Here is a 23,513-nt window from a genome sequence, read left to right on the forward strand (position 1 = left end):
TGATGTTTTTCACAACTTAATTGCTATTTATTACCCACTATTGATTAGGTAGCACCTATTCTAACGAGGCAACAATTAGAGGGTAAAATGGATATAAAAGGCTCTGTTATAGTAATAACGTCTGCTGGCAATAAGCTAGGCAGAACTTTGGTTTCTCATTTTAGTCGTTTAGGCGCAGACGTTATTGCCATAGATACCGATCCTATTCAGCTCAAAAAAATCACAGATGATAATGTCCTTACGTATCTCGTTACGGACTACAATGATCACACTATTCGCTCGCTATTTTCTGATTTAGTCAACAACCGCGGTCTTAACATCGACATACTCATAAACTATTGGCCAAGTACCCCACTACCGATGTTAACTAGCCAAGATACGGCTAACGACTTTTCTAGCCAACTTTGCTTGCTAGCGACACCTATCTTTAGTTTTGGCCAAGCCTGTGCCGAACATATGCGTGACTCATCGAAAAAAAACTTAATAATTAATATGATTACCTTTCCATTTGAAAATCGTGACTTAGGCTTTGAAAGCGCCAGATCGATGGTCTCTGGTTTTACTAAAAGTTGGGCAAAAGAATTAGCGCCTTTTAACATTCGAGTCGGCGGAGTTATCCCAGGAACCGCCCATACAGTGGAATATAATCACTACGCTACTTCAAACAGCGCACATTGGGCAGTTATTCAAGATGAGTTAATACGAAGTACAGAATATATTGTTTGTAATGAATACTTTAATGGCAGAATTATGGCGGCAGAAATTTAATTTAAGCCTATTGCTAAGTATTACGCGCATAAAAAAATCCCTTTGATACATCAAAGGGATTTTTTGTCTTAGAAGAGAAAGAATTACGTGCTAGCGAAAACTCTTACTCATACTTATTTTGCTATCAACAAACTTACTTTTTCTTTTCTGTTTTAGCAGCAGGTTTTTGGTCATCTTTTTTCTTGATAACGGTAGTACCTTCGAAGGTTTCACCTTCAACATACGGTTTACCGTGGAAAGAAGTTAGTAGTACTTCTTTAAGCTCAGAAATTAATGGATAACGAGGGTTCGCACCAGTACATTGGTCATCGAACGCATCCACAGAAATTGCATCAAGTTGTGCCACAAAATCAGCTTCAGCAACTCCAGCTTCTTTTATAGAAAGCGGAATATCCAATGCAACTTTCAACTCTTCTAACCAAGTAAGTAGACGCTCAATTTTTTGAGCGGTACGGTCGCCAGGTTGAGAAAGACCTAAGTGATCTGCAACTTCAGCATAACGACGACGAGCTTGTGGACGGTCGTATTGAGAGAAAGCAGTTTGCTTAGTTGGGTTATCGTTCGCATTATAACGAACTGTGTTCGAGATAAGCAGTGCGTTAGCAAGACCGTGAGGTATGTGGAACGCGTTACCTATTTTGTGTGCCATTGAGTGACAAACACCTAAGAATGCGTTAGCAAATGCTACACCAGCAATGGTTGCTGCATTGTGTACTTTTTCACGAGCAATTGGGTCATTCGCTCCGTTTGCATAACTTGATGGTAGATATTCTTTAAGCATTTTAAGCGCTTGAAGAGCTTGACCATCAGAATATTCGTTAGCAAGTACAGAAACATACGCTTCTAATGCGTGAGTCACGGCATCGTAACCACCAAATGCTGTTAGAGACTTCGGCATATTCATTACTAGGTTTGCATCAACAATCGCCATTTGAGGAGTTAACTCATAATCAGCTAATGGATACTTAGCACCTGTTTTGTCGTCGGTAACAACAGCAAACGGTGTAACTTCTGAACCAGTACCTGAAGTAGTAGTAATACAAACAAGTTCGGCTTTTTGGCCCATTTTAGGGAATTTGTAAATACGTTTACGAATATCCATAAAGCGCATTGCTAGTTCTTCGAAATGCGTTTCTGGGTGCTCATACATTACCCACATGATCTTAGCTGCATCCATTGGAGAACCGCCACCAAGCGCCAAGATAACGTCAGGTTGATAACTTTGCATTTGAGCGGCACCTTTTTCAACAACAGATAGCGTTGGATCCGCTTCTACATCGAAGAAAGTTTGTACTTCCATACCCTGCGCTTTCAACAGGCTCACAATTTCATCAGCATAGCCGTTGTTAAATAGGAAGCGGTCGGTAACTAAAAATGCGCGTTTCTTACCTTCTAAGTCACCAAGAGCGATTGGAAGGCTACCACGGCGGAAATAGATTGATTTAGGTAATTTATGCCACAACATGTTTTCAGCTCTCTTAGCAACAGTTTTCTTGTTGATTAGGTGTTTCGGTCCTACGTTTTCAGATATAGAGTTACCACCCCATGAACCACAACCCAGTGTTAGAGAAGGCGCTACGTTGAAGTTATAAAGGTCACCAATACCACCGTGAGTTGTTGGAATGTTAACAAGAATACGAGCTGTTTTTAGTTTGTCGCCAAAGTAACGGATACGATCAGCATTTACGTCTTGGTTAGTATACAAACCAGATGTGTGACCAATACCACCAATTTCTACCATGGTTACCGCTTGTTCTACTGCATTTTCAAATGAAGACGCGCGGAACATACCCAGTGTTGGAGACAATTTTTCATGAGCGAATTCGTCGTCATAAGACACTTCACCCAAACCTTCACCGACAAGAATTTTAGTATCCGCTGGCACTTTAATACCAGCCATTTCTGCGATGGCAGTAGCAGGTTGACCAACAATTTTAGCGTTAAGTCCGCCATCGATTAGTAGCACTTTACGCACTTTGTCTGCATCGGATTTACTCAGTACATGACCTTTGTGAGTAGCAAAACGCGCTTTCACTTCATCATAAACTTCGTCCATTACGATTACTGCTTGCTCAGAGGCACAAACTACCCCGTTATCAAACGTTTTAGACATTAGGATTGAAGCAACAGCACGCTTAACATCAGCCGTATCATCAATAACAACAGGAACGTTACCGGCACCAACACCAATAGCTGGTTTACCAGAAGAGTACGCTGCTTTAACCATGCCTGGGCCACCAGTTGCAAGGATAAGAGCAATGCCATCATGTTTCATCAGTGCATTAGAAAGTTCAACAGAAGGCTGGTCAATCCAACCAATAATATCTTTTGGTGCGCCCGCTTCAATCGCTGCATCTAAAACAACTTTAGCCGCGTCATTAGTTGAATTCTTAGCGCGTGGGTGTGGTGAAAAGATAATACCGTTACGAGTCTTCAATGAAATCAGAGATTTGAAGATAGCAGTTGATGTTGGGTTAGTTGTTGGAACAATACCACAGATAATTCCTACAGGTTCTGCGATAGTCATCGTGCCCATGCTTTCATCTTCGTCTAAGATGCCACAGGTTTTTTCATCTTTGTATTTGTTATAAATAAACTCTGAAGCAAAGTGGTTCTTAATTACTTTGTCTTCGATAATACCCATGCCAGACTCCGCAACCGCTTGCTGGGCAAGAGGAATACGTGCTTGGTTAGCGGCAAGAGAAGCAGCGCGAAAAATTTTGTCTACTTGTTCTTGAGAAAAAGTAGCAAATTCTTCTTGTGCAGCTTTCACTCGAGCAACTAAAGCATCTAGTTCGGCTAAATTGGTTACAGGCATAATAAATCTCCATAAAATAAAAAATATAAAAAACTCTTTATTAAGACTATTGAAGCTCTTTCAATTCGACAGTGCGTTCAATTTAATAGTGTGATTCTTACAGGAATACACAACAAATCTCGTAGCGCCACCTTGTGCTCTGAAATGAAAGCATTCTACAAACTTAGTAAATAGCTCTTGGGGGTGATTATAATATTTCGAGCCCCGAAAGAAATTGACCCAGATCAGTTCTGATAAGTTAATTACCTATTTATGGTTACTAAATTTCACAAACAACACTAACCTATTGTTTTAAATCAAAAATAAAAACAATTTAAATTACTAAAAAAAGACAAATAAATTGATTAATTGCGACAAAAAACCATGGATAATTCGAACCTTTCACTTTTTGTACAACATTCAAACAGAAGAACATCAAGAACGTGCTACTAATATAGTATATAAGCTGTGATATACATCACCACACTCAGCGATTTTTTTTTGCAAAAACGTGCTTTTGTCTACAATAATTCACTTCAAAATGACTGTCTTTTCATCGTCTCACTTTTGATATTGCTAGCTTAATAAATTGGTAATAAATTTATGTATTTTACTTTCAAGATTATCGATAACCTCAAATCGCCGTGAAATGACGATAATAGACTAAGCTTAGGCGTACATTATCTTGTCTGATATTGTACTATCAAGGTATAGAAACAATTATTGGAAATCATAGTGGAACATCATAATTCGACAGCAGAAACACTGAAGCACAAAACTTATGTGGTCATTTTTGGAACGCATACCTTGGCGGGAAAAGTTTTTGATATCTGCTTGATTATCGCGATCTTACTTTCTTTATTAGTACTGTTGCTCGATTCTGTTGCCGCAATAAATAAAGAATGGACAGACACCTTTAATTTATTGGAATATGGTTTTACTTGTGTATTCACATTAGAGTATTTAGTGCGACTTTGGTGTTCACCCAAGCCAGTCGCTTACGCAAAAAGCTTTTACGGAATCATTGATTTTCTTGCCATTTTACCAACTTACTTAGCCATCCTTTTCCCATCAGCTTCATTTTTGAGTGTCATTCGATTAATTCGGGTGTTGCGGATTTTTCGAATACTAAAGTTAGTAAGATACTTACAAGATTCTAATATATTGCTCAAGTCACTACTTATGTCACGCAGGAAAATATTCATTTTTTTCAGCGCCGTTGCCATTTTAGTCACTATCTTTGGTGCGTTGTTGTTTGTCATTGAAGGCCCCGAACATGGCTTTACCAGTATGCCTCAGAGCATCTATTGGGCCATCGTAACCATTACAACCGTAGGTTATGGCGATTTAGTTCCTCAAACTGAGTTAGGCAAGGCCATTGCCGCCATTACTATGCTGCTAGGCTATTCTATTTTAGCGGTCCCTACTGGCATTATTACTGCAGAATTGCATCAGGAAATGAACTCGCATAAAACCTTAGTTAAATGCCCAAATTGTATGAAAAACGGTCATGAATCTGACGCTATGTTTTGTAAACACTGTGGCAGTGAATTAGCCGATCCTGATAACCGAGTCCATGTAGAAAAGTAAAGTACAGATAAAAATAGTATGGTTAAGTTTTTTCGGCTAACGTTGGACGACGATAAATTCGTGTTGGTCGTCCAACTTTTCCGTGCACTAAAAAAGCGATCAATTCTTCATCATCTACAGCTTTATCTAAGTATCGACGAGCGGTCGTTTTACTGACAGACACCAGCTTAGCAATCGATTCGACCGTATGTTCCACATGCGTATGAGGAAACAACTCAACAATCATAGTAAGTAAAAATGGGTCTATACTCGTGTCTCGTTTTCGCCTTACCCCATCAAAAAGTAATTTATCGATTTCGTCTTGTCGAAAATAGTCAGAATTTGCCAATTTCTCATGGTAAGCATAGAAATCTAACAATCCTTTTTCCAATCTGTGATAATCAACCGGCTTTACAACGTAATCAAATGCACCTGATTTATTAGCCTTGGTTATTGATTCAGTATCGTTAGCTGCAGTGACTAAGATGCAATGGGTCTCACATTGTAATTCTGAGATGAAATCAATGCCCAAACCATCTGGTAAATAGTTGTCGATTAATATTAAATCGACACTATTATTTTTTAAATATTCTCTAGCCTCATTCAAGTTCCAAACCATACCAGAAACTTTAAAATGACTTAATCGTTTAATAAAATAAGCATGCAACGAAGCAATTTCAATTTCGTCTTCAATAATTAAGATATTAATCATTCGTTATCCTTAGGAAAATAAAGACTAAACAAAGTATCACCGTCATCACTATCCAATTCAATATAACCAGAAGCCCGCATAACTAATGAGTTAACTAGGTACATACCGATACCGTGCTCCGTTTTTTCTTGTTTTGTACTAAAACCCATTTGGCATATTGTCGCTAACGACACTTGGATCATAGGTCCGTTATTGGCCACTCGTATGATAGTTTCTGTTTTCGACTCTGAAACGCACACCGTAATTACAGCGTTATCAAAATGTGTAAAACATTCCATAGCATTATCAATCAAATTGCCAAGAATACTGGACAAATCTTCTTCTGACAGCGTACTAGGAATCTGCTCGAAAGCCACTTGAGAGTCATCTACTCGTATACCTTTCTCATTCGCTTTTACTTTCTTACCTAATAGAAGTGCAGATAAGATAGGAAAGTTAGACAATTTTGAAAAACCATCCAATTGACATTGGGTTAATTGACTCTGTTTTAGAGCAACATAAAGTGCTTTATCAATCTGATTCGTTTGTAATAACCCGGCAATAATCGAGAGTTTATTACTTGTCTCATGCCTTAACACTCTAATACTTTCAACATACTGCTTAACTTGACTTAGTTTATCTGAAAGTACTTTTATTTCTTTATGAGATCGAAAGCTATACACCACACCAGTATCGGCTTGATCACTGTTGACCGGTACACAAGTCATAACCAACTCTTGTCCATTAATTTTAACTAATTTATCTACAACCGGCGTGGCTAACACATTGTGCGCATAGTCGTCATCTAGATGGTCAGCTATCTTTTCGCCAATTAGAGTCTGGCAATTAATATTGAGTAGTTCTAATGCCGATTGATTTTCCAAATACACACAGCCATATTTATCGATAGCTAATATCCCCTCATGAATAGCCTGTAAAACACTTTGATTGGTGTGTAGTGTTTGGACCAGCTGCCACGGCTCTAGTTGTTGCATTTGGGAGCGGATTAACTGGGAAAAACCATAAGAGAAAATGGTCGAGAAAACCAACATTCCAAAAATAAAAAAAATCGCTGGTTGTAATAATTGACCGCTCCAAAACTCGAGTGTATCAACCAAATATCCGACTTTAATCATGCCTATAATTTTATTTTGATGATTAAAAATAGGCGTAATATATCGAACTGACGGGCCAAGAGACCCTACACTATGTGATAGATATGATTCCCCATCATATAGCGCTCGGTCTATATCTCCTCCCATTACCGGCAACCCGACTCTTTCTTTAATAGGATGCGCCATTCGAATACCGTTTATATCACTTACGGTTATAAAGTCAGCGTCACTCAATTTCTGTGCTTTGCTTATAAGCTCTGCAACAGCGGATACCTTTCCTGTCTCAACAGCCTCGACTAAACCAGCAGATATAGCTAGTTGAGTTGATTGTATCTTGGCCTTTACTGCCAATTGTTCGCTAATCAACTCGTTTGTATAACTTTTACTAAACCACCACCAGGTCAGTGCCCCTACAACAAAAACGGCAATTAACAAAAAAAACAGCTGTTTTGTGAAAGACAAATGAAGCTTTTGAACGTTAATCAACATATTGTCATATTACTCCAAGTCATCTCGACACCGCGCTGTCGCACTATACCTATTTGTATTACTTCCCATACCCTGTACCTCAAGATAACGCATTACTGCAGACGTTACGGAACATTCGGTCAATTATTTTGATACATATCTAATTTGGTTTTTTTACTGTTTTTATTAATTCAATCAAATAAATTTCATCAAAATTTCATTAATCATTGGGCAGAACCTAAACAAAAAACAATGAACAATCTCGACTGAAGTTTTTTTGATTTAAAGCAGTTATCCAAAGCGATGCAAACGATATTTTCTTAAAAAAACAGGAGTAATTTTATGAAAACATCAAGTAACACCCGCTTAATCGCCCTTCTCATCATAGGCGCGATATTGTGGTTTATACCTTCCCCTGAGGGGCTAGATAGTAATGCATGGCACATGATGACTATTTTTATAGTTACCGTATTGAGCTTAATTGTCGCCCCACTTCCTCTAGGAGCAATGGCACTTATTGGACTATGCGCAAGTACTCTTTTAGGGGTGCTTCCAATACGCACGGCTCTTTCGGGTTTTGGACACCCTACAATTTGGATGATAGCCGCTGCATTTTTTATCTCTCGGGGTTTTATCTCTACTGGCTTTGGACTTCGAGTTGGCTATTGGTTTATATCTAAATTAGGCAATAATTCTTTAGGACTTGCTTACGGATTAGTTTTTACTGATTTACTGTTTGCGCCAGCAACACCAAGCACAACAGCTCGGTGTGGTGGTATTATTTCACCATTATTTCGTTCCGTCGCCAGTGCATACGATTCAGATCCTAGCAAAGGAACACAAAATAAAATAGGCGCTTTCTTAGTTCAATGCATATTCCAATGCAATGCTATTACGTGCGCGATGTTTTTAACCTCTATGGCCGGAAACCCATTAGCTGCAGGTTTTGCAAAAGAACAAGGTGTGACTATTAGTTGGGGCGACTGGGCGTTAGCGGCATCGCTACCCGGCATCATCTGCCTTATTGTTATACCACTTGCTATGTACTATGTTTTCCCTCCGGAATTGAAAAAGACTCCTGAAATGCGAGATCTCGCAAAAACGAAACTACAGCAACTCGGCAGTATGTCTAAAGATGAATGGTTTATTTGCGGTACTTTCGTCAGCATGGTCACTTTGTGGGTGCTCGGTCCAACGCTCTCTCTTCACTCAACCGTTACGGCTCTATTAGGATTGGTGTTTCTTCTCATAACACGCACAATTACTTGGGATGCTGTCCTGAATGAAAAAGAGGCTTGGCATACCATTACGTGGTTTGCCGTATTAGTAATGATGGCAACCCAACTCAACAATCTTGGCTTCATTACGTGGTTAGGTAACATCATTGGAGACTCGTTACTTGGCTTCAATTGGATGCTAACGTTTGTCATTTTACTCTTGGTTTATTACTACATTCACTACTTGATGGCGAGTGCAATGGCCCATATTAGCGCTATGTATACCGTGTTCTTAATGATAGCGATAGCAGCCGGAACCCCTCCTTTATTGGCAGCGATTGTATTGGGTATATTCAGTAATCTTTACATGTCGACCACACACTATTCATCTGGTCCGGCACCTATACTGTTTGGTGCAGGATTTGTATCCCTTAAACAGTGGTGGAAACTGGGCTTTATCTTTTCTCTAATCGTCGTACCGATATTTATTGTTATCGGTGGTCTATGGTGGAAGTTAATTGGTCTTTGGTAAAACTTGGCAAGACTACAACCACTCGCTAACGGATCTCAAGTAATGGATTCGGTAAGATTAAAATGGTCCAAAACTAAATAGAGCGCCAAATATTGCATAAATTTGGCGCTCTATATTTTTATCGTAATAATTCAAACTAGAATAGTGATTGAAATTATTTTGATTCGAGAATAATACGTAACGTTCTGCGAAGTGGTTCTGCAGCGCCCCATAATAGCTGATCTCCAACGGTAAACGCGTTTAGGAAATCGTTACCCATGGTCATCTTGCGCAGGCGACCAACAGGAACAGATAATGTACCTGTTACTTGCGCTGGGCTTAATTGCTCTGCAGTAATATCACGCTCATTTGGAATCACTTTTACCCAATCATTATGCGATGCGATAATATCTTCGATCTCATCCATTGGTACATCTTGTTTCAACTTAATAGTCAATGCTTGTGAGTGACAACGCATAGCACCAATTCGTACACAAGTACCATCAATTGGAACTGGACTGTCTTGCAAACCTAAAATTTTATTAGTCTCAACCGTAGCTTTCCACTCTTCTTTGCTTTGGCCGTTATCGCGTTTAACGTCAATCCATGGAATTAACGAACCAGCTAAAGGCACACCAAATTGATCGGTTGGGAAAGAAGAGCAGCGAATGGTCTCTGCAACTTTACGATCGATATCTAAGATCGAACTGGATGGGTTAGCTAATTCAGAAGACACTGAATCGTTAATAACCCCCATTTGTGAAATCAGTTCACGCATGTTTTTCGCACCAGCACCAGATGCAGCTTGGTAAGTCATGGCACTCATCCACTCGATCATGCCTTTTTCATACAAGCCACCTAACCCCATTAACATCAAACTAACGGTGCAGTTACCGCCAACAAAAGTATTGGTTCCGCTAGCGATACCTTGCTGAATTTGCTTCAGGTTAACAGGATCTAATGCAATGATGGCATCGTCTTTCATTCGAAGTGTTGATGCAGCGTCTATCCAATACCCTTTCCAACCTGCTTGGCGTAGAGCTGGAAAGACTTTTTCTGTATAACTGCCGCCTTGGCATGTAATAATCGCATCGAGCTGTTTTAAGCTGTCTATATCGAACGCATCTTGCAGTAAACCTGCTTCTTTTCCTAGATTAGGAGCCGGTATACCTATTTGAGATGTACTATAAAACACAGGTTCAATATGATCGAAATCTTTCTCTTCTACCATACGCTGCATTAATACAGAGCCGACCATACCACGCCAGCCAACTAAACCTACTCTCATCATTATTCTACACTCCGTGTTAATTCGTTAGTTATTCGTCATCATTAATTATTTACACATAAGAAAACAAGTTTTTTTTCTATCAATATGAAAATACCCTACTCGATACATCATTTCTATAGCCAAATTCATTGAAATTGTCCCGAGCTTATTCGAATCGTATTGACCAAAGCGATGTTCAAGTGAAATACGTATTTTTGTTCATTTGTTATGTGTTGTTTTTGCGCGTTAGTTGATCTTTGAGATTTGGTGGAATGCCTTTAATAGTCAACGTATCCGTTTCTGGATCATAAAATACTCGTTCGCCTAAAAGTAGACTATCAAAGTTAATAGAAAGCCCGCCACCAGCCCCGACATATTTGGTTAGCTTTCTTACGGTTGTGCGATCCGCTGGAAACGTTTCTTCCAATTGATAGCCTCGATCTTGTGTGTAGTCGAGAAAACTGGTTCCATCTGTACTGACAGGCAATTCACCTGAGAGCTCTTTTACTTCTAATTCTTCATTGGCTTTGATTTGATCAGTGCAATAGTCAAAGACTTGTTTCTTATAGTTGGTGGTTTCCTCTTTATCAAGCTGTACATCAGCACAATAATCATCCACCGCCTGCATCAAGACTAAATTCTGTTGTTTTACATCTAGTCCAACTTCTGCTTGCAGGAAATCTAAGAAAAAATCCGCAACTTTTCGTCCAACTCTTCCCTTGATATAGGATAAATATCGATTCGATTCGGAATTTGTTTCAAAAGTAGATAAGTCAATTCGTGCTGCGATATCCATTTTATTAATGTCCAAATAATCGGTTGCACCAATATTAAGCCCTTCCGTTACCTTCAAGCTTTGATTAGATGGCAACAAGGCAACAAACAAATACTCCGTCGCAAGTGATTGGTATTGCGCCAAAACCAAAATGCCTTCATCAGCAAAAGGGTACTTTATGAGCTCACCTTTAAGTCGTTTGGCACAATTTTGAGAAAAATCGTAAAAATTTTCGTTTCCTTGACGTAGTTGTTGCAACCAGTGCTTAAAATGACTGTCTGATTGGAATGCGCCAAAGCCTTTTCCTGCTTTTGCATTAAAAACACGATGAAGTTCTGAAACTAGATCTTGAGTGAAGTTATTGTTTTCAAGCGATTCGGTGCGGTATTTGACCGTCAGTTCATCCTGATCGTTTTTTGCAAGCTGATGTAGGATGACATTTGATATATTTAGGCTCATAGTGAATAAATTATTGTTTCGATTTCAGTTGTGATGAAGAGTAGGTTATCATAAGCCGCTTTTACTATCATTATTAGAGTTACTATGCCGATTACATCAAAATACAGCGATGACCAAATAGAAGTTATTCTTACTGAAATCGCGGCAGTTTTAGACAAACATAACGCAAGTTCAGAGCTTTCTCTTATGATTGCAGGTAATATTGCAACTAATGTTTTAAACACTAATGTCCCTGCGTCACAGCGTAAGGCCATAGCAGAAAAATTTGCGCAAGCGCTGCTTTCCTCTGTGGAAGAAGGCAAAGCTCATTAAAACAATTCATTAATACAATAAGAACGAAAAATACATGGTAGATAGTGGAAAAACATATGGTGAACGAGTATCCCAACTAGTTAGTTGGGGCCACTGGTTTGCTTTTTTCAACATAATTGCCTCTATGTTGATAGGTACGCGTTATATAAGCCAATCCCCTTGGCCTGAAACTCTATTTGGTCAACTTTATTTAGTTGGTTCATGGGTAGGTCATTTCAGTTTCTTAATTTTCGCTCTTTACCTACTGATTTTATTTCCACTTTCTTTCATTATTCCATCAAGAAAACTGTTTCGATTTATTGCCGTCTGTTTCGCCACTGTTGGTTTGACCTTGTTATTGCTTGATACACAAGCTTATCAGCAAGTTCATTTACATCTCAACCCTGCAGTATGGGAACTATTATTAGAAAAAGACCAGAGTAATATTGCGACAGAACTACAACAACTATTTATTGTTCTGCCGATTATATTTTTACTACAACTTGCTCAGTCTGAATGGATTTGGCGTAAACATAGAAAGCTCAAACATAAACGAATTGGTCGCTCTATCACGACCTTATTTTTTGTCTGTTTTGTATCAAGTCATCTTGTTTATATTTGGGCGGATATTACTTTTTATAAACCTATTACAGCGCAAAAAGCTAATTTTCCATTGTCGTATCCGATGACAGCACGAACGTTTATGCAAAAACATGGGCTAATCGATACTGAAGAATATAATAAACGCTTAGAAGAAAACGAGAAGTTAACGGAATTAATCCGCTATCCTGTAGAACCATTAACGTATGATAGTAAAGCCAAAAATTATAATGTAGTTATGATCATGGTAGAAAGTTTACGAGGTGACTTTGTAACTCCTGAACTTATGCCGCAGCTAAATGAATATGCTAACAACAATTTGAGGTTTACCGATCACTACAGTTCAAATAATGACGCTGGTAGTATTTTTGGCCTATTTTATGGCATACCAAGTAACTATCAAAAAAGTATCATTTCTCAACAATTACCACCGATACTATTAGATGAAATGACCAAGCGTAAGTATTCGTTTGGTTTATTTAGCCATGATAAAGTCGGTGACGATAACACCAGAGAGGATAGTGACCGTTCTAGAGAGTTTATTTTTAAATCTACCAGTCAATCTATCACTTATACGAGCAATAATGACGCCGATAATGGTGATGCGGATGATGGGTATGCCAATAATAGTGGTGATGTAACAACTCTCTTAAATTGGTCCTCTTGGTTACAAGAACAAGCCAAGACACCTTGGTTTAGTTATGTTGAGTTATCCACTCTAAGTAACTATGAAGAGTACGATAACAATGCGTTTGAAGGTACGCCAGAACAGAGGCTGAAAGACGCGTATTCTCTAGCGGCAGAAAAAACCGATCGTCTATTAGCGACGGTATTCGAAACGCTTGAACAGCAACAATTATTAGACAATACCATTGTGATTATCACCTCTAATCATGGCGTGGAGTTTAACGAGACAAAAACAAACAGTTGGGGAGCAAATAGCAACTACAGTCGCTATCAACTTAATGTGCCTTTAATCATGCATTGGCCGACTAAACGCCCTGAAATATTCACTTATAAAACCAGCCATTTCGATTTGTCTGTCACTTTATTACAAGATTTATTTGGTGTGTCATCTAACCCACAAGATTACAGTAGTGGTCAAAGTCTGCTAAATCAATCATCACGCAAATGGATATTAGCGGGCAACCAAAACAACATGGCCCTTATCACTGGTAACTATACGACAGTGGTCGATCAATACGGTAACTATAAAGTTTATGATAATAATTACCAACGTGACAAAGATTCTAAGACCAAATTGTCTATATTGATGCTCGGATTGTCGGAATTAAAACGTTTCTACAACGATTTTTGATTAGCATTAATAGTAATTGAACAATGTTGCCGCTAATTTAATTAAGTTAACACTGACAAACTAAAGAATTTAATAAAATTAGCACTCAGTTGGATAAAAATACATCAAACAACATTATCAGGGGTTTACAAGCAAAACTAACCCCTATATTATTCGTACCACACGGAGAGATGGCTGAGTGGCCGAAAGCACCTGACTTGAAATCAGGCGACGGGCGACCGTCCTAGAGTTCGAATCTCTATCTCTCCGCCACATTAAAAAAGCCCACTGCATGCAGTGGGCTTTTTGCTATTTGTTACTCATCAATAGCGTTCTGTTTCTTGTGACTATATGTCACTTTCTAATATGTGCTTACCTATTACTCACGGCTATTATTGGTTATTCACATGTTTTTGCTTGAACATCACAGGATCCTCAATATAAGCCGCAACACAATTTGCACATATGCAAGACTCCCGTTGTAACTCTAATGGGACTAATTGCTGCAATTGTGCAGGTATCATTGTTACATTACACCAACATGCGCTTGGGTCACTCACCATACAATTATTGCCTTTTTTACAAAACGGGCAAATTTGGTCATCATTCATAGGCAACTCTCTGTTATCAAAAGCTATATCGTTTGTTAAACACGATATAACTTTTTAAAGGTAGTCTTTGTTGTTAAAAAATCTTTGTAGTGAAACATTATTTTTTGCTCTAAATCCGTACTGCAGCGGATTCAACTAATTAGTTACTCAAGCCAATAGCAACAGATAGACTGAACGTCAGATGATAGCATTTAATCATGTTCGTTTATGCTATCGTTGAATTTAAAAAGTTTGCCTCCATATTTTCTGTTATGAATCCTATTTTCGACTCACAAAATCACGTTGTAGTGTGATTTTTTTACCGCACAGTTTGGAGTTATCTAATGGCAACTATTCTGATTACTGGCGCAAACCGAGGTATTGGTTTAGCACTAACGAAAAATTATTTACAACTTGGTTGGCAGGTTCATACCACTTTTCGCGATAGCAATAATGCGCATGAGTTACTTGCTCTTATGGAAGAAAACCAATCTCTTCATTGCCATCAACTTGATGTTACTGACTATCAACATCTCAATGTACTAGCAGAGCGTCTTCCTCCTATCGATGTTCTGGTCAATAATGCCGGATATTATGGACCAAAAGGAACAGAATTTGGCAACACAGATGTAGAGGAATGGCGAAAAGTATTTGAAATTAATTCCATAGCACCACTTAAATTAGTGGAAGCACTTTACCCACGACTGCAACAAGCAGAGCATAAAAAGATCATTTGTATTTCATCCAAAGTAGGAAGTATGACCGAGAATACATCAGGTGGAGGCTACATCTATCGCTCATCTAAAGCCGCATTAAATTCAGTGGTTAAAAGCTTAAGCAATGACCTTTCTTCTAAAGGTATTATTACTGTAGCACTCCACCCTGGTTGGGTTCGTACTGAAATGGGTGGACCTAATGCTAGTATTTCAACTGAGCAGTCCACGCAAGGAATGATAACGGTTATCGACTCATTACAGGCCGACAACTCTGGTGAATTTATTAATTATGACGGAACTCGTTTACCTTGGTAATTAACGCTTTTTACGTGTGAACTTACTTTTACGTCGTGTTCTAGAACGTTCTACCTGAGGTAGATTTTTAAGTGCATCGGGAACTGGATTAGTTTTAACACCTTGCATTAAAGCTGATAATTGTTGCTGCAAGCCAGACATAAAAGGTTGGTAAGCTTGATTTCGCTCTACCATTCCTTGTAACTGATGTTCCCAATGTGCTGTCATATCAGGGAAAGTAGATTCATTTGGTAGAGCATGAATCAGGCCCTTCCCTGCTTGACTACTTAAAATCGACTTCCCTTGTCGTGTGAGTAATTTACGTTTGAACAGAGTATCGAGAATACCAGCTCTGGTTGCTTCCGTTCCGAGACCATCGGTTTCTTTGAGTATTTTTTTGAGTTGTTTATCTTCAACAAAACGTCCTATTCCAGTCATAGCTTGTAATAGAGTCGCTTCTGTGAAGTGTTTAGGCGGTTCAGTTTTGCGATCTTTTATTTCACCTTCTCGACAAACCAGCTGACTATTTTTGGCTAAAGGAGGCACCATATCAAAAGCAGTTTCATCGCTATTATCTTTACCCATTAACGCCTTCCAACCTGGATCAATCAATTTTCGTCCTTTGGCAATAAAGTGACCTCCAGCAATTTCAAAACCTAACTTTGCTTCAGCATAAACTGCGGACGGATAAAACTGCATTAAGTATTGCCTTGCTATCTGTTGATAGATTTTCATTTCATTTGCAGACAAAGCATGGCTAGAAACTTTCTTCGGCGTCGGAATGATCGCGTGATGAGCCTCTACCTTTTTATCATTCCAAGCTTTAGAGCGAATGGATAAGTTCGCATCACTAACGGCTTGATTTAACTGTTGAGCGTTATTTTGAATAGCAGCGACAACTGAACCTGCTTGTGCATAATGTTCGTTAGGCAGATACCGATTATCAGACCGTGGGTAAGTAATTAATTTATGCTTTTCATATAATGACTGGCTGATATCCAACACATCTTGTGCACTTAAGCCGTATCGCTTAGACGCATCAATTTGTAACGCTGATAATGAGTAAGGCAACGGGGCGGATTGTTTGGTTTGCTTTTGCTCTGATTCAACGACGATCGCCGGCTGATTTTTGATTCGATTAGCGACATTTTCTACTAACTTACGATTTAATACTCGCCCTTCATCATCTTGCCATGGTTGACAAGCCTCACTTGGCTTCCAACGGGCACGAATATCAATGCAAGATAAACCATCTTGGTAAGGAATTAACGCATGTAAGGTGAAATAATCTTTAGCAACAAAATTTTCGATCTCTTCATCTCGGCGTACCACCAAACCAAGTACTGGAGTCTGTACTCGCCCAACAGATAACACGCCTTGATAACCTGCTTTCTGCCCTAATAAAGTGTAAGCTCGCGACATATTCATCCCATACAACCAGTCAGCCCTAGATCGAGCTAAAGCAGAAACGGACAAGGGAATAAACTCTTTGTTGGTGCGCATTTGGCTTAACGCTCTTTTTACTGCAGGAAGGTTTAAATCACTGATCAGTAAACGTTGTACTGTCGCTTTTCGCTTAGCCGTGACTTTTAAATAATCGATAACTTCATCCACCAGCAACTGTCCCTCTCTATCAGGATCACCGGCATGGATAATTTGGTCACACTCTTTAAGTAACTTACGAATAACGGTTAACTGCTTACTAGCGGCTTTTCGTGGTCTTAACTGCCACTGCTGTGGGACAATAGGTAAATCGTCTAGGTTCCATTTTTTATATTTTTGGTCGTAAACATCCGGTTCAACTTGTTCAAGTAGATGGCCAATGCACCATGTAACAATATCGCCATTGCCACAACGAATATAACCGAGCTCTTTTTTTTGTGGATTAGGCAGGGCGGTTGCAATTGCTCGTCCCAAACTCGGTTTCTCCGCAATAAAAAGTCGCGCCATATGTTGTTATCCGTTTATATAAAAAATAAGGGCTAGATTATCCAATCTAGCCCTTACATTGCAAGAAATACTGTAAATTTATACAGTTTCTAGTAATCGTTTTTAAATTGCTTCAATACAAAACTACTGATTTTAACCGTAGCTAGCCCTGTGTTTATAAATACTCAACATATTGGCTTAAATCACGTTTAGGAGCACTCATTGGCGTACATCCTGGTGTACCTAAATATAAGAAACCAACGATTTCATCATCACCGCTTAGACCAAACGCTTTATGAACTTCTGGATGAAACATCCACGGCCCTGAACGCCAAAACCCTTGAAACCCTTGTGCCACAGCGGCTAACTGCATCGCTTGTACTGCACAACCTGCGGATAAGTGTTGCTCAAATGCAGGCACTTTTTCATGTGCTTTAACATTAGCGATGACAGTAATAACCATCGGTGCACGAAAAGGCGCATTGGTTAGCTTTTCCACTACCACCGGATCACTCTTTTCAATCTGAGCCGCATTAACCAGTATATCGGCTAATTTTTTTAATCCATTCCCTTCAGCAATAACAAAACGCCATGGTGTTAATCCACCATGATCAGGAGCTCGTAATCCTGCCTTTATTATATTCTCTAATGCCGCACCTTCAGGTGCGGGTGAAGATAATTTAGCAATAGAACGACGATTTAATAACAACTCCAATGCATCCATGTGGGCCTCTTCAAGCTTATTTATTAGCGATATATAGATAGAAATTAACCATACAACAGGCGCGAATGATTATCAATAACAACAATTATGACCGTTTTAATACAATAATCAGGTTTACAGTTTCATAGCAACCTCTAGCCCTTGTCGTATCGCTCTAACAGCATCAAGTTCACCCGCTTTATCCGCGCCACCAATAACATACAGTTTACCTTGTAATTGTGGCCAATTTTCCTCAAACGGTCGGACCGATTCTTGGCCGGCACAAATAATAATTTTATCTGCATCAAGTCGTTGCTCTAGCGGTCCTTGTTGAGCTGTCTTTGCTTGCTGTTCGATCATGAGTCCATCGTCATTAATATTTAGATAACGAACACCACCAAGTAGAGCCACACCTCTTTTTTCTAATGTTCTTTTGTGGATCCAGCCCGTTGTTTTCCCCGGCCCCTTTCCAACTCGGCTATTTCGGCGCTGCATTAACCATACTTTACGCTCACTTATTAATTCTGGATGAGGGTACAACCCTCCTGGGTGACTCAATTCCGTATCCACACCCCAACTATGCAGCCAATCATTTAGATCATGTCCTTCTGGCTCAGTCAGCATGGTAGTGATATCGATACCAATACCACCCGCGCCAACAACCGCCACTTTATTGCCTACCGGTGTTTTTTCTCGAATTAAGGTTTGGTAGTCCACCACTTTATTTTGATTCTCTATTCCGGCAATGTCAGGCATTCTGGGTTCGACACCAGATGCCATAATTACTGCATCATAAGTCGATAAATCTTCAAATTTTGCCGCCGTATCTAATTTAAGGTTCACACCGGTTTCATCAATACGGTTGGCAAAATAACGAATGGTTTCGCGGAATTCTTCCTTACCTGGAATCTGCATCGCTAATCTAAATTGACCTCCAATTCGGTCTGATTTTTCAAAGAGATCAACATGATGTCCACGTTCAGCCGCAATAGTGGCCGCTGATAAGCCCGCTGGACCCGCACCAATAACCGCTACTTTCTTCACCTCAGTTGCAGGCAGAATAACCAATTCAGTTTCATAACACGCTCTTGGGTTGACTAAACAACTGGCCCGTTTGGCTTTAAATATGTTATCTAAACAAGCTTGATTGCAACCAATGCATGTATTGATAGATTTAGACTTATCTTTCTGAGCTTTTAACACAAACTCTGGGTCGGCTAAAAACGGACGTGCCATCGATACCATATCAGCATGACCAGCAGACAAAACACGTTCAGCATCTTCTGGTGTGTTAATTCTATTACACGTTACTACGGGTACTTTAAGGTGTGGTTTTAGTTGTTCCGTTACCCAAGTAAAACCCGCTCGAGGCACTTGAGTAGAAATCGTTGGAATACGAGCCTCATGCCAACCTATACCACTATTAATAATAGTAACACCTGCGTTTTCTAATGCTTTAGCCAACAAAATAACATCTTCGAATGTGCTGCCTTCTTCAACTAAATCAAGTAATGACAGACGGAAGATAATAATAAATTTTTCCCCTACTGCCTTACGAATCGCTTTAACAATTTCTAACGGAAACCGCATACGTTTTTTATAAGTGCCTCCCCAATCGTCATAACGCATATTGGTTCGCTTACAAATAAACTGGTTAATCAAGTAGCCTTCCGATCCCATAACCTCAACACCATCATAACCAGCTAATTGCGCGAGTTGGGCACTATTTGCAAAAGCATCAATAGTTTTTTTTATTTGTCTCGGATGCATTTCACTTGGTGCAAATTTTGAAATAGGCGCCTTCATTGCTGAAGCACTTTGCGAAAATGGATGCATTGCATACCGTCCCGCATGCAATATTTGCAATGCGATTTTACCACCATGATCATGCACTGCTTTAGTCACAACTTGGTGCGCTCTGGCATGCTTAGGCTTGCTAAATTCCGCGCTAAATGGGTGTAACCGCCCACGCAGGTTTGGTGAAAACCCACCAGTTACAATCAACCCGACTTGTCCTTTTGCTCTTTCTGCATAAAATGCAGCCAAACGCCCTAACCCTTCTTTATGTTCTTCTAGACCTGTATGCATTGATCCCATAAGGACGCGATTTTTCAGTTGAGTAAAACCTAAATCAAGAGGCTGTAGTAAGTTTGGATACATAATTGCTCCACTTGTATTTTGTGGCAGTTCCAACATTTGGTGGTCATTTTTTATTACTCATCTTGAGTATAACGACTGGTTGGACCGCTTTTTATTATGGTGAAATCAGAGTATTCACTCTTAAAACAAAAATCAAACAAGTGTTTACATTTGTGCAACATTGATCAATGTAAGATGTATTTCTTTTTAATATGACGTAGGATTAGCCAACTAATTTACATCTTTGTAAGCTTGTGTTTAATGCACTTGTGAGGAAGACATGAAAAAACTGTTTAAAATTATCGGCACTCTATTTAAATGGAGCTGGAAGTTAATCAACTTTATCCGCCTCGCTATCTTTAATTTGTTTTTCTTTGTAGTTATTGGCCTGCTTTATCTAGGCTATAACCAATCAACCGAGATTACCGCACCACCAATAGTCAATGAAGCTTCTGCGTTAATTGTTAATCTTTCTGGTCCAATAGTTGAGCAGAGAAAGTACATAAACCCGATGGATTCAGTAACAGGATCGGTTTTGGGACAAGATCTGCCTAAAGAAAATGTACTGTTTGATATTGTTGACACTATTCGCTATGCCGCGGAAGACGATCAAATATCCGGATTGATCCTTAGTTTAAAAGATATGCCAGAGGTGAATCTCACCAAACTTCGCTATATTGCAAAAGCGATTAATACCTTCAAAGAGACCGGTAAGCCAGTTTATGCCGTCAGCAGCTTTTACAATCAAAGCCAATATTATCTAGCCAGTTACGCAGACAAAATATATATGGCACCCGATGGCGCGGTAATGCTACGTGGTTATGGCACTTTTCCTCTGTATTACAAAACATTACTCGAAAACCTAGACGTAAATACGCATGTATTTAGAGTGGGTACCTATAAATCTGCCATTGAGCCTTTCATTAGAGATGATATGTCCGATGAAGCCAAAGCATCAGCATCAGCATGGTTAACTCAACTGTGGCAAGGGTACGTTGATGATGTGGCAAGTAACCGACAAATTAACGTTAACGCAATCAATCCTTCTATGGATGAATTTCTTACCAACTTAAAAACCGTCAATGGTGATTTGGCTAAACTTGCTCAAAAGCTTGGCCTTGTTGATAGTTTGGCTACTCGACAACAAGTGCGTCAAGAAATGGCCGATATTTTTGGCCAAGAAGGGAAAGACAGTTATAAAGCTATCGACTATTACAATTACCGACATACGGTGATCCCAACTTACCAAAGTACCAACAACGACATTGCGGTTATTGTTGCTAGTGGTGCCATTATGGATGGAGTACAACCAAGAGGCACGGTAGGTGGAGACACTATTTCTAGCTTACTTCGACAAGCACGAAACGATAACAGCGTAAAAGCGGTTGTACTTCGCGTGGACAGCCCTGGTGGCAGTGCTTTTGCTTCGGAGGTTATTCGTAATGAAGTAGAAGCGATCCAAGCGGCAGGTAAACCAGTTGTCGTGTCGATGTCCAGCTTAGCTGCATCTGGCGGTTATTGGATCTCTATGGGCGCGGATAGAATCATCGCTCAGCCGACCACTTTAACCGGTTCAATCGGTATTTTTAGCGTGATTACTACTTTTGAGAAAGGATTAAATAACCTTGGTATCTACAGCGATGGTGTAGGTACTACGCCTTTCTCTGGTATTGGAATTACCCGTGGTATCCCTAAACAAGCCAGTGAAGCCTTCCAACTAGGTATTGAAAATGGATATCAACGCTTTATTGGTTTAGTGGCTGAAAGTCGTGATATGCCAATACAACAAGTTGATCAAGTCGCGCAAGGCCGAGTTTGGACTGGTTTGGATGCATTAAATGCAGGATTGGTTGACCAGCTAGGTGATTTTGATGACGCTATCACAAGCGCCGCTGAGCTGGCGGAAATCGAAGAATATAACGTATATTGGGTAGAAGAGCCTCTGTCTCCAGCTGAACAATTTTTACAGCAATTATCAGAAGGTCTTAATGCATCGTTTGGACTGAATATTTCTAGCTTCATTCCAAAAGCATTTCAACCAGTTACCAATCAGTTACTCGCCGATAGTACGTTACTCAGTACTTTTAATGATCCTAAAGGTTATTATTCGCTCTGTTTAACCTGTCAAGTCGAGTAATAACGCTAACGCGGCCAATACAAATAGGCATAAAAATCGACTAATTTAACTAGGTGCTTCGTGCACCTATTTTTATTTAACTAACGAAAGCCTATAATCCTCGTCCACTCATATCGACAAATCAGAACAACAAAATGAAAAAACATATCTATATCGCATACACTGGCGGCACAATAGGCATGCAGAAGTCAAATAATGGCTATATTCCTATCGCTGGTTTTATGGAAAAACAGCTGGCTGCTATGCCAGAGTTTCACCGTGAAGAGATGCCAAGTTATACGATTCATGAATACGATCCATTAATTGATTCTTCTGATATGTCGCCAAAGGACTGGCAATACATCGCTGACGATATAAAACGCAACTACGACAAGTATGATGGATTCGTTATTCTACATGGTACGGATACGATGGCGTTCACCGCATCGGCGCTGTCTTTCATGTTTGAAAACCTCGCTAAACCAGTCATTGTCACTGGTTCACAAATTCCGCTCGCTGAAATGCGATCTGATGGACAGGCAAACTTATTAAACGCGCTACATATCGCAGCAAATTACCCTATCAATGAAGTCACGTTATTCTTTAATAACCAACTAATGCGTGGTAACCGAAGTACCAAGTCACACGCTGACGGTTTTAATGCGTTCACGTCACCTAACTTTCCTGCCTTACTTGAAGCAGGAATAAATATCCAAGTAAATCGCAGTGTTGTTGTCGATAAAAAGCCCACTGGCAGTTTTAAAGTACATGAAATAACACCGCAGCCAATTGGAGTGATCACAATGTATCCCGGAATTTCTCATGAAGTCATCAGAAATACCTTACGACAACCAGTAAATGCGATGATCTTACTCACTTTTGGTGTTGGTAACGCCCCGCAAAATCCACCGTTACTTTCTCATTTAAAAGAAGCATCAGATCGTGGTGTTATTGTGGTGAATTTAACCCAATGCCTTGCCGGTAAAGTGAATATGGGCGGCTACGCAACAGGCTGTGCATTAGCAGAGTCGGGCGTGATTAGTGGTTACGATATGACCGCAGAAGCGGCTTTGGCAAAATTGCACTATTTATTAAGTCAGAAGTTAAGCTATGAACAAATCAAACAACAAATGCAAAAAGTGCTTCGAGACGAAATGACCATTTAGCTAAACACAAGCGCTATTGACGTTAACAGCAA

The 23,513-nt window shown here is 39.6% G+C and carries 17 protein-coding genes and 1 tRNA gene; 9 read left to right on the plus strand and 9 right to left on the minus strand.

Going from position 1 to position 23,513, the window contains the following annotated elements:
• Window positions 1-87 precede the first annotated feature (87 nt).
• A complete protein-coding gene (locus tag ACLKML_RS07605; protein ID WP_413284802.1) occupies window positions 88-768 on the plus strand; it encodes an SDR family oxidoreductase in 681 nt (226 codons plus the stop codon).
• A 133-nt stretch (window positions 769-901) separates the two neighbouring features.
• Here the strand turns inward: ACLKML_RS07605 and adhE are convergent, their stop codons facing one another.
• Window positions 902-3,586 (minus strand): bifunctional acetaldehyde-CoA/alcohol dehydrogenase, encoded by a 2,685-nt coding sequence (gene adhE, locus ACLKML_RS07610; RefSeq protein ID WP_413284803.1) that lies wholly within the window; start codon window positions 3,584-3,586, stop codon window positions 902-904.
• 714 nt (window positions 3,587-4,300) lie between these two features.
• On the opposite strand from adhE, the gene ACLKML_RS07615 reads away from it, so the two are divergent.
• Window positions 4,301-5,155: an ion transporter gene (locus ACLKML_RS07615; protein WP_413284804.1), complete on the plus strand. Its 855-nt coding sequence runs from the start codon at window positions 4,301-4,303 to the stop codon at window positions 5,153-5,155.
• Window positions 5,156-5,177: 22 nt separating this feature from the next.
• Here the strand turns inward: ACLKML_RS07615 and ACLKML_RS07620 are convergent, their stop codons facing one another.
• Window positions 5,178-5,846 (minus strand): response regulator, encoded by a 669-nt coding sequence (locus tag ACLKML_RS07620; RefSeq protein ID WP_413284805.1) that lies wholly within the window; start codon window positions 5,844-5,846, stop codon window positions 5,178-5,180.
• The gene (locus ACLKML_RS07625) at window positions 5,843-7,429 is read right to left on the minus strand and encodes a GHKL domain-containing protein (RefSeq protein WP_413284806.1); all 1,587 of its coding nucleotides are present in this window, start codon (window positions 7,427-7,429) and stop codon (window positions 5,843-5,845) included. Before ACLKML_RS07625 ends, ACLKML_RS07620 begins: the two co-directional genes overlap by 4 nt.
• Before the next feature lie 321 nt (window positions 7,430-7,750).
• Between ACLKML_RS07625 and ACLKML_RS07630 the strand changes: the two genes are divergently transcribed.
• Window positions 7,751-9,157, plus strand: a complete 1,407-nt coding sequence (locus ACLKML_RS07630) for an anion permease (RefSeq protein ID WP_413284807.1) — start codon at window positions 7,751-7,753, stop codon at window positions 9,155-9,157.
• Window positions 9,158-9,311: 154 nt separating this feature from the next.
• Here ACLKML_RS07630 and asd read toward each other — a convergent pair whose 3' ends face one another.
• Both asd and yejK read right to left on the minus strand, forming a co-directional pair.
• Complete coding sequence (gene asd, locus ACLKML_RS07635; RefSeq protein WP_413285853.1) at window positions 9,312-10,424, minus strand: aspartate-semialdehyde dehydrogenase; 1,113 nt, start codon at window positions 10,422-10,424, stop codon at window positions 9,312-9,314.
• Between the two features lie 208 nt (window positions 10,425-10,632).
• On the minus strand, window positions 10,633-11,640 hold the full coding sequence (gene yejK / locus ACLKML_RS07640) for a nucleoid-associated protein YejK (RefSeq protein WP_413284808.1): 1,008 nt from the start codon (window positions 11,638-11,640) through the stop codon (window positions 10,633-10,635).
• A gap of 84 nt (window positions 11,641-11,724) precedes the next feature.
• Here yejK and ACLKML_RS07645 point away from each other — a divergent pair, with 84 nt between their 5' ends.
• The 3 genes from ACLKML_RS07645 to ACLKML_RS07655 all read left to right on the plus strand — a co-directional run bounded on the left by ACLKML_RS07645 (window position 11,725) and on the right by ACLKML_RS07655 (window position 14,101).
• The gene (locus ACLKML_RS07645) at window positions 11,725-11,952 is read left to right on the plus strand and encodes a YejL family protein (protein WP_413284809.1); all 228 of its coding nucleotides are present in this window, start codon (window positions 11,725-11,727) and stop codon (window positions 11,950-11,952) included.
• 34 nt (window positions 11,953-11,986) lie between these two features.
• Window positions 11,987-13,849: a DUF3413 domain-containing protein gene (locus ACLKML_RS07650; RefSeq protein WP_413284810.1), complete on the plus strand. Its 1,863-nt coding sequence runs from the start codon at window positions 11,987-11,989 to the stop codon at window positions 13,847-13,849.
• A 164-nt stretch (window positions 13,850-14,013) separates the two neighbouring features.
• Window positions 14,014-14,101: transfer RNA gene (locus tag ACLKML_RS07655), tRNA-Ser, on the plus strand.
• A 119-nt stretch (window positions 14,102-14,220) separates the two neighbouring features.
• Here ACLKML_RS07655 and ACLKML_RS07660 read toward each other — a convergent pair.
• Window positions 14,221-14,439: a cysteine-rich CWC family protein gene (locus ACLKML_RS07660; protein WP_413284811.1), complete on the minus strand. Its 219-nt coding sequence runs from the start codon at window positions 14,437-14,439 to the stop codon at window positions 14,221-14,223.
• Window positions 14,440-14,762: 323 nt separating this feature from the next.
• Here ACLKML_RS07660 and ACLKML_RS07665 point away from each other — a divergent pair, with 323 nt between their 5' ends.
• Entirely contained in the window at window positions 14,763-15,449 is a 687-nt protein-coding gene (locus ACLKML_RS07665) for an SDR family oxidoreductase (protein WP_413284812.1), read from the plus strand.
• Here ACLKML_RS07665 and ACLKML_RS07670 read toward each other — a convergent pair whose 3' ends face one another.
• The 3 genes from ACLKML_RS07670 to ACLKML_RS07680 form a co-directional block, all read right to left on the minus strand.
• On the minus strand, window positions 15,450-17,378 hold the full coding sequence (locus ACLKML_RS07670) for a DNA topoisomerase III (RefSeq protein WP_413284813.1): 1,929 nt from the start codon (window positions 17,376-17,378) through the stop codon (window positions 15,450-15,452).
• A 154-nt stretch (window positions 17,379-17,532) separates the two neighbouring features.
• On the minus strand, window positions 17,533-18,081 hold the full coding sequence (locus tag ACLKML_RS07675) for an NAD(P)H nitroreductase (protein ID WP_413284814.1): 549 nt from the start codon (window positions 18,079-18,081) through the stop codon (window positions 17,533-17,535).
• A 114-nt stretch (window positions 18,082-18,195) separates the two neighbouring features.
• Window positions 18,196-20,220 (minus strand): FAD-dependent oxidoreductase, encoded by a 2,025-nt coding sequence (locus ACLKML_RS07680; protein ID WP_413284815.1) that lies wholly within the window; start codon window positions 20,218-20,220, stop codon window positions 18,196-18,198.
• 259 nt (window positions 20,221-20,479) lie between these two features.
• Between ACLKML_RS07680 and sppA the strand changes: the two genes are divergently transcribed.
• A complete protein-coding gene (gene sppA / locus ACLKML_RS07685) occupies window positions 20,480-22,336 on the plus strand; it encodes a signal peptide peptidase SppA (RefSeq protein ID WP_413284816.1) in 1,857 nt (618 codons plus the stop codon).
• Between the two features lie 134 nt (window positions 22,337-22,470).
• Complete coding sequence (gene ansA, locus ACLKML_RS07690; protein WP_413284817.1) at window positions 22,471-23,481, plus strand: asparaginase; 1,011 nt, start codon at window positions 22,471-22,473, stop codon at window positions 23,479-23,481.
• Window positions 23,482-23,513: the final 32 nt, after the last annotated feature.

This window comes from Vibrio sp. MA40-2 (assembly GCF_047302445.1).
GTDB lineage: Bacteria > Pseudomonadota > Gammaproteobacteria > Enterobacterales > Vibrionaceae > Vibrio.

Coding starts and splice junctions, on each gene's coding strand:
- ACLKML_RS07605 (WP_413284802.1), top strand. CDS start 88: ATGGATATAAAAGGCTCTGTTATAGTAATAACGTCTGCTGGCAATAAG.
- adhE (WP_413284803.1), bottom strand. CDS start 3,586: ATGCCTGTAACCAATTTAGCCGAACTAGATGCTTTAGTTGCTCGAGTG.
- ACLKML_RS07670 (WP_413284813.1), bottom strand. CDS start 17,378: ATGGCGCGACTTTTTATTGCGGAGAAACCGAGTTTGGGACGAGCAATT.
- ACLKML_RS07650 (WP_413284810.1), top strand. CDS start 11,987: ATGGTAGATAGTGGAAAAACATATGGTGAACGAGTATCCCAACTAGTT.
- ACLKML_RS07660 (WP_413284811.1), bottom strand. CDS start 14,439: ATGAATGATGACCAAATTTGCCCGTTTTGTAAAAAAGGCAATAATTGT.
- ACLKML_RS07680 (WP_413284815.1), bottom strand. CDS start 20,220: ATGTATCCAAACTTACTACAGCCTCTTGATTTAGGTTTTACTCAACTG.
- ACLKML_RS07665 (WP_413284812.1), top strand. CDS start 14,763: ATGGCAACTATTCTGATTACTGGCGCAAACCGAGGTATTGGTTTAGCA.
- yejK (WP_413284808.1), bottom strand. CDS start 11,640: ATGAGCCTAAATATATCAAATGTCATCCTACATCAGCTTGCAAAAAAC.
- ACLKML_RS07675 (WP_413284814.1), bottom strand. CDS start 18,081: ATGGATGCATTGGAGTTGTTATTAAATCGTCGTTCTATTGCTAAATTA.
- ansA (WP_413284817.1), top strand. CDS start 22,471: ATGAAAAAACATATCTATATCGCATACACTGGCGGCACAATAGGCATG.
- asd (WP_413285853.1), bottom strand. CDS start 10,424: ATGAGAGTAGGTTTAGTTGGCTGGCGTGGTATGGTCGGCTCTGTATTA.
- ACLKML_RS07625 (WP_413284806.1), bottom strand. CDS start 7,429: ATGTTGATTAACGTTCAAAAGCTTCATTTGTCTTTCACAAAACAGCTG.
- ACLKML_RS07630 (WP_413284807.1), top strand. CDS start 7,751: ATGAAAACATCAAGTAACACCCGCTTAATCGCCCTTCTCATCATAGGC.
- ACLKML_RS07645 (WP_413284809.1), top strand. CDS start 11,725: ATGCCGATTACATCAAAATACAGCGATGACCAAATAGAAGTTATTCTT.
- ACLKML_RS07620 (WP_413284805.1), bottom strand. CDS start 5,846: ATGATTAATATCTTAATTATTGAAGACGAAATTGAAATTGCTTCGTTG.
- sppA (WP_413284816.1), top strand. CDS start 20,480: ATGAAAAAACTGTTTAAAATTATCGGCACTCTATTTAAATGGAGCTGG.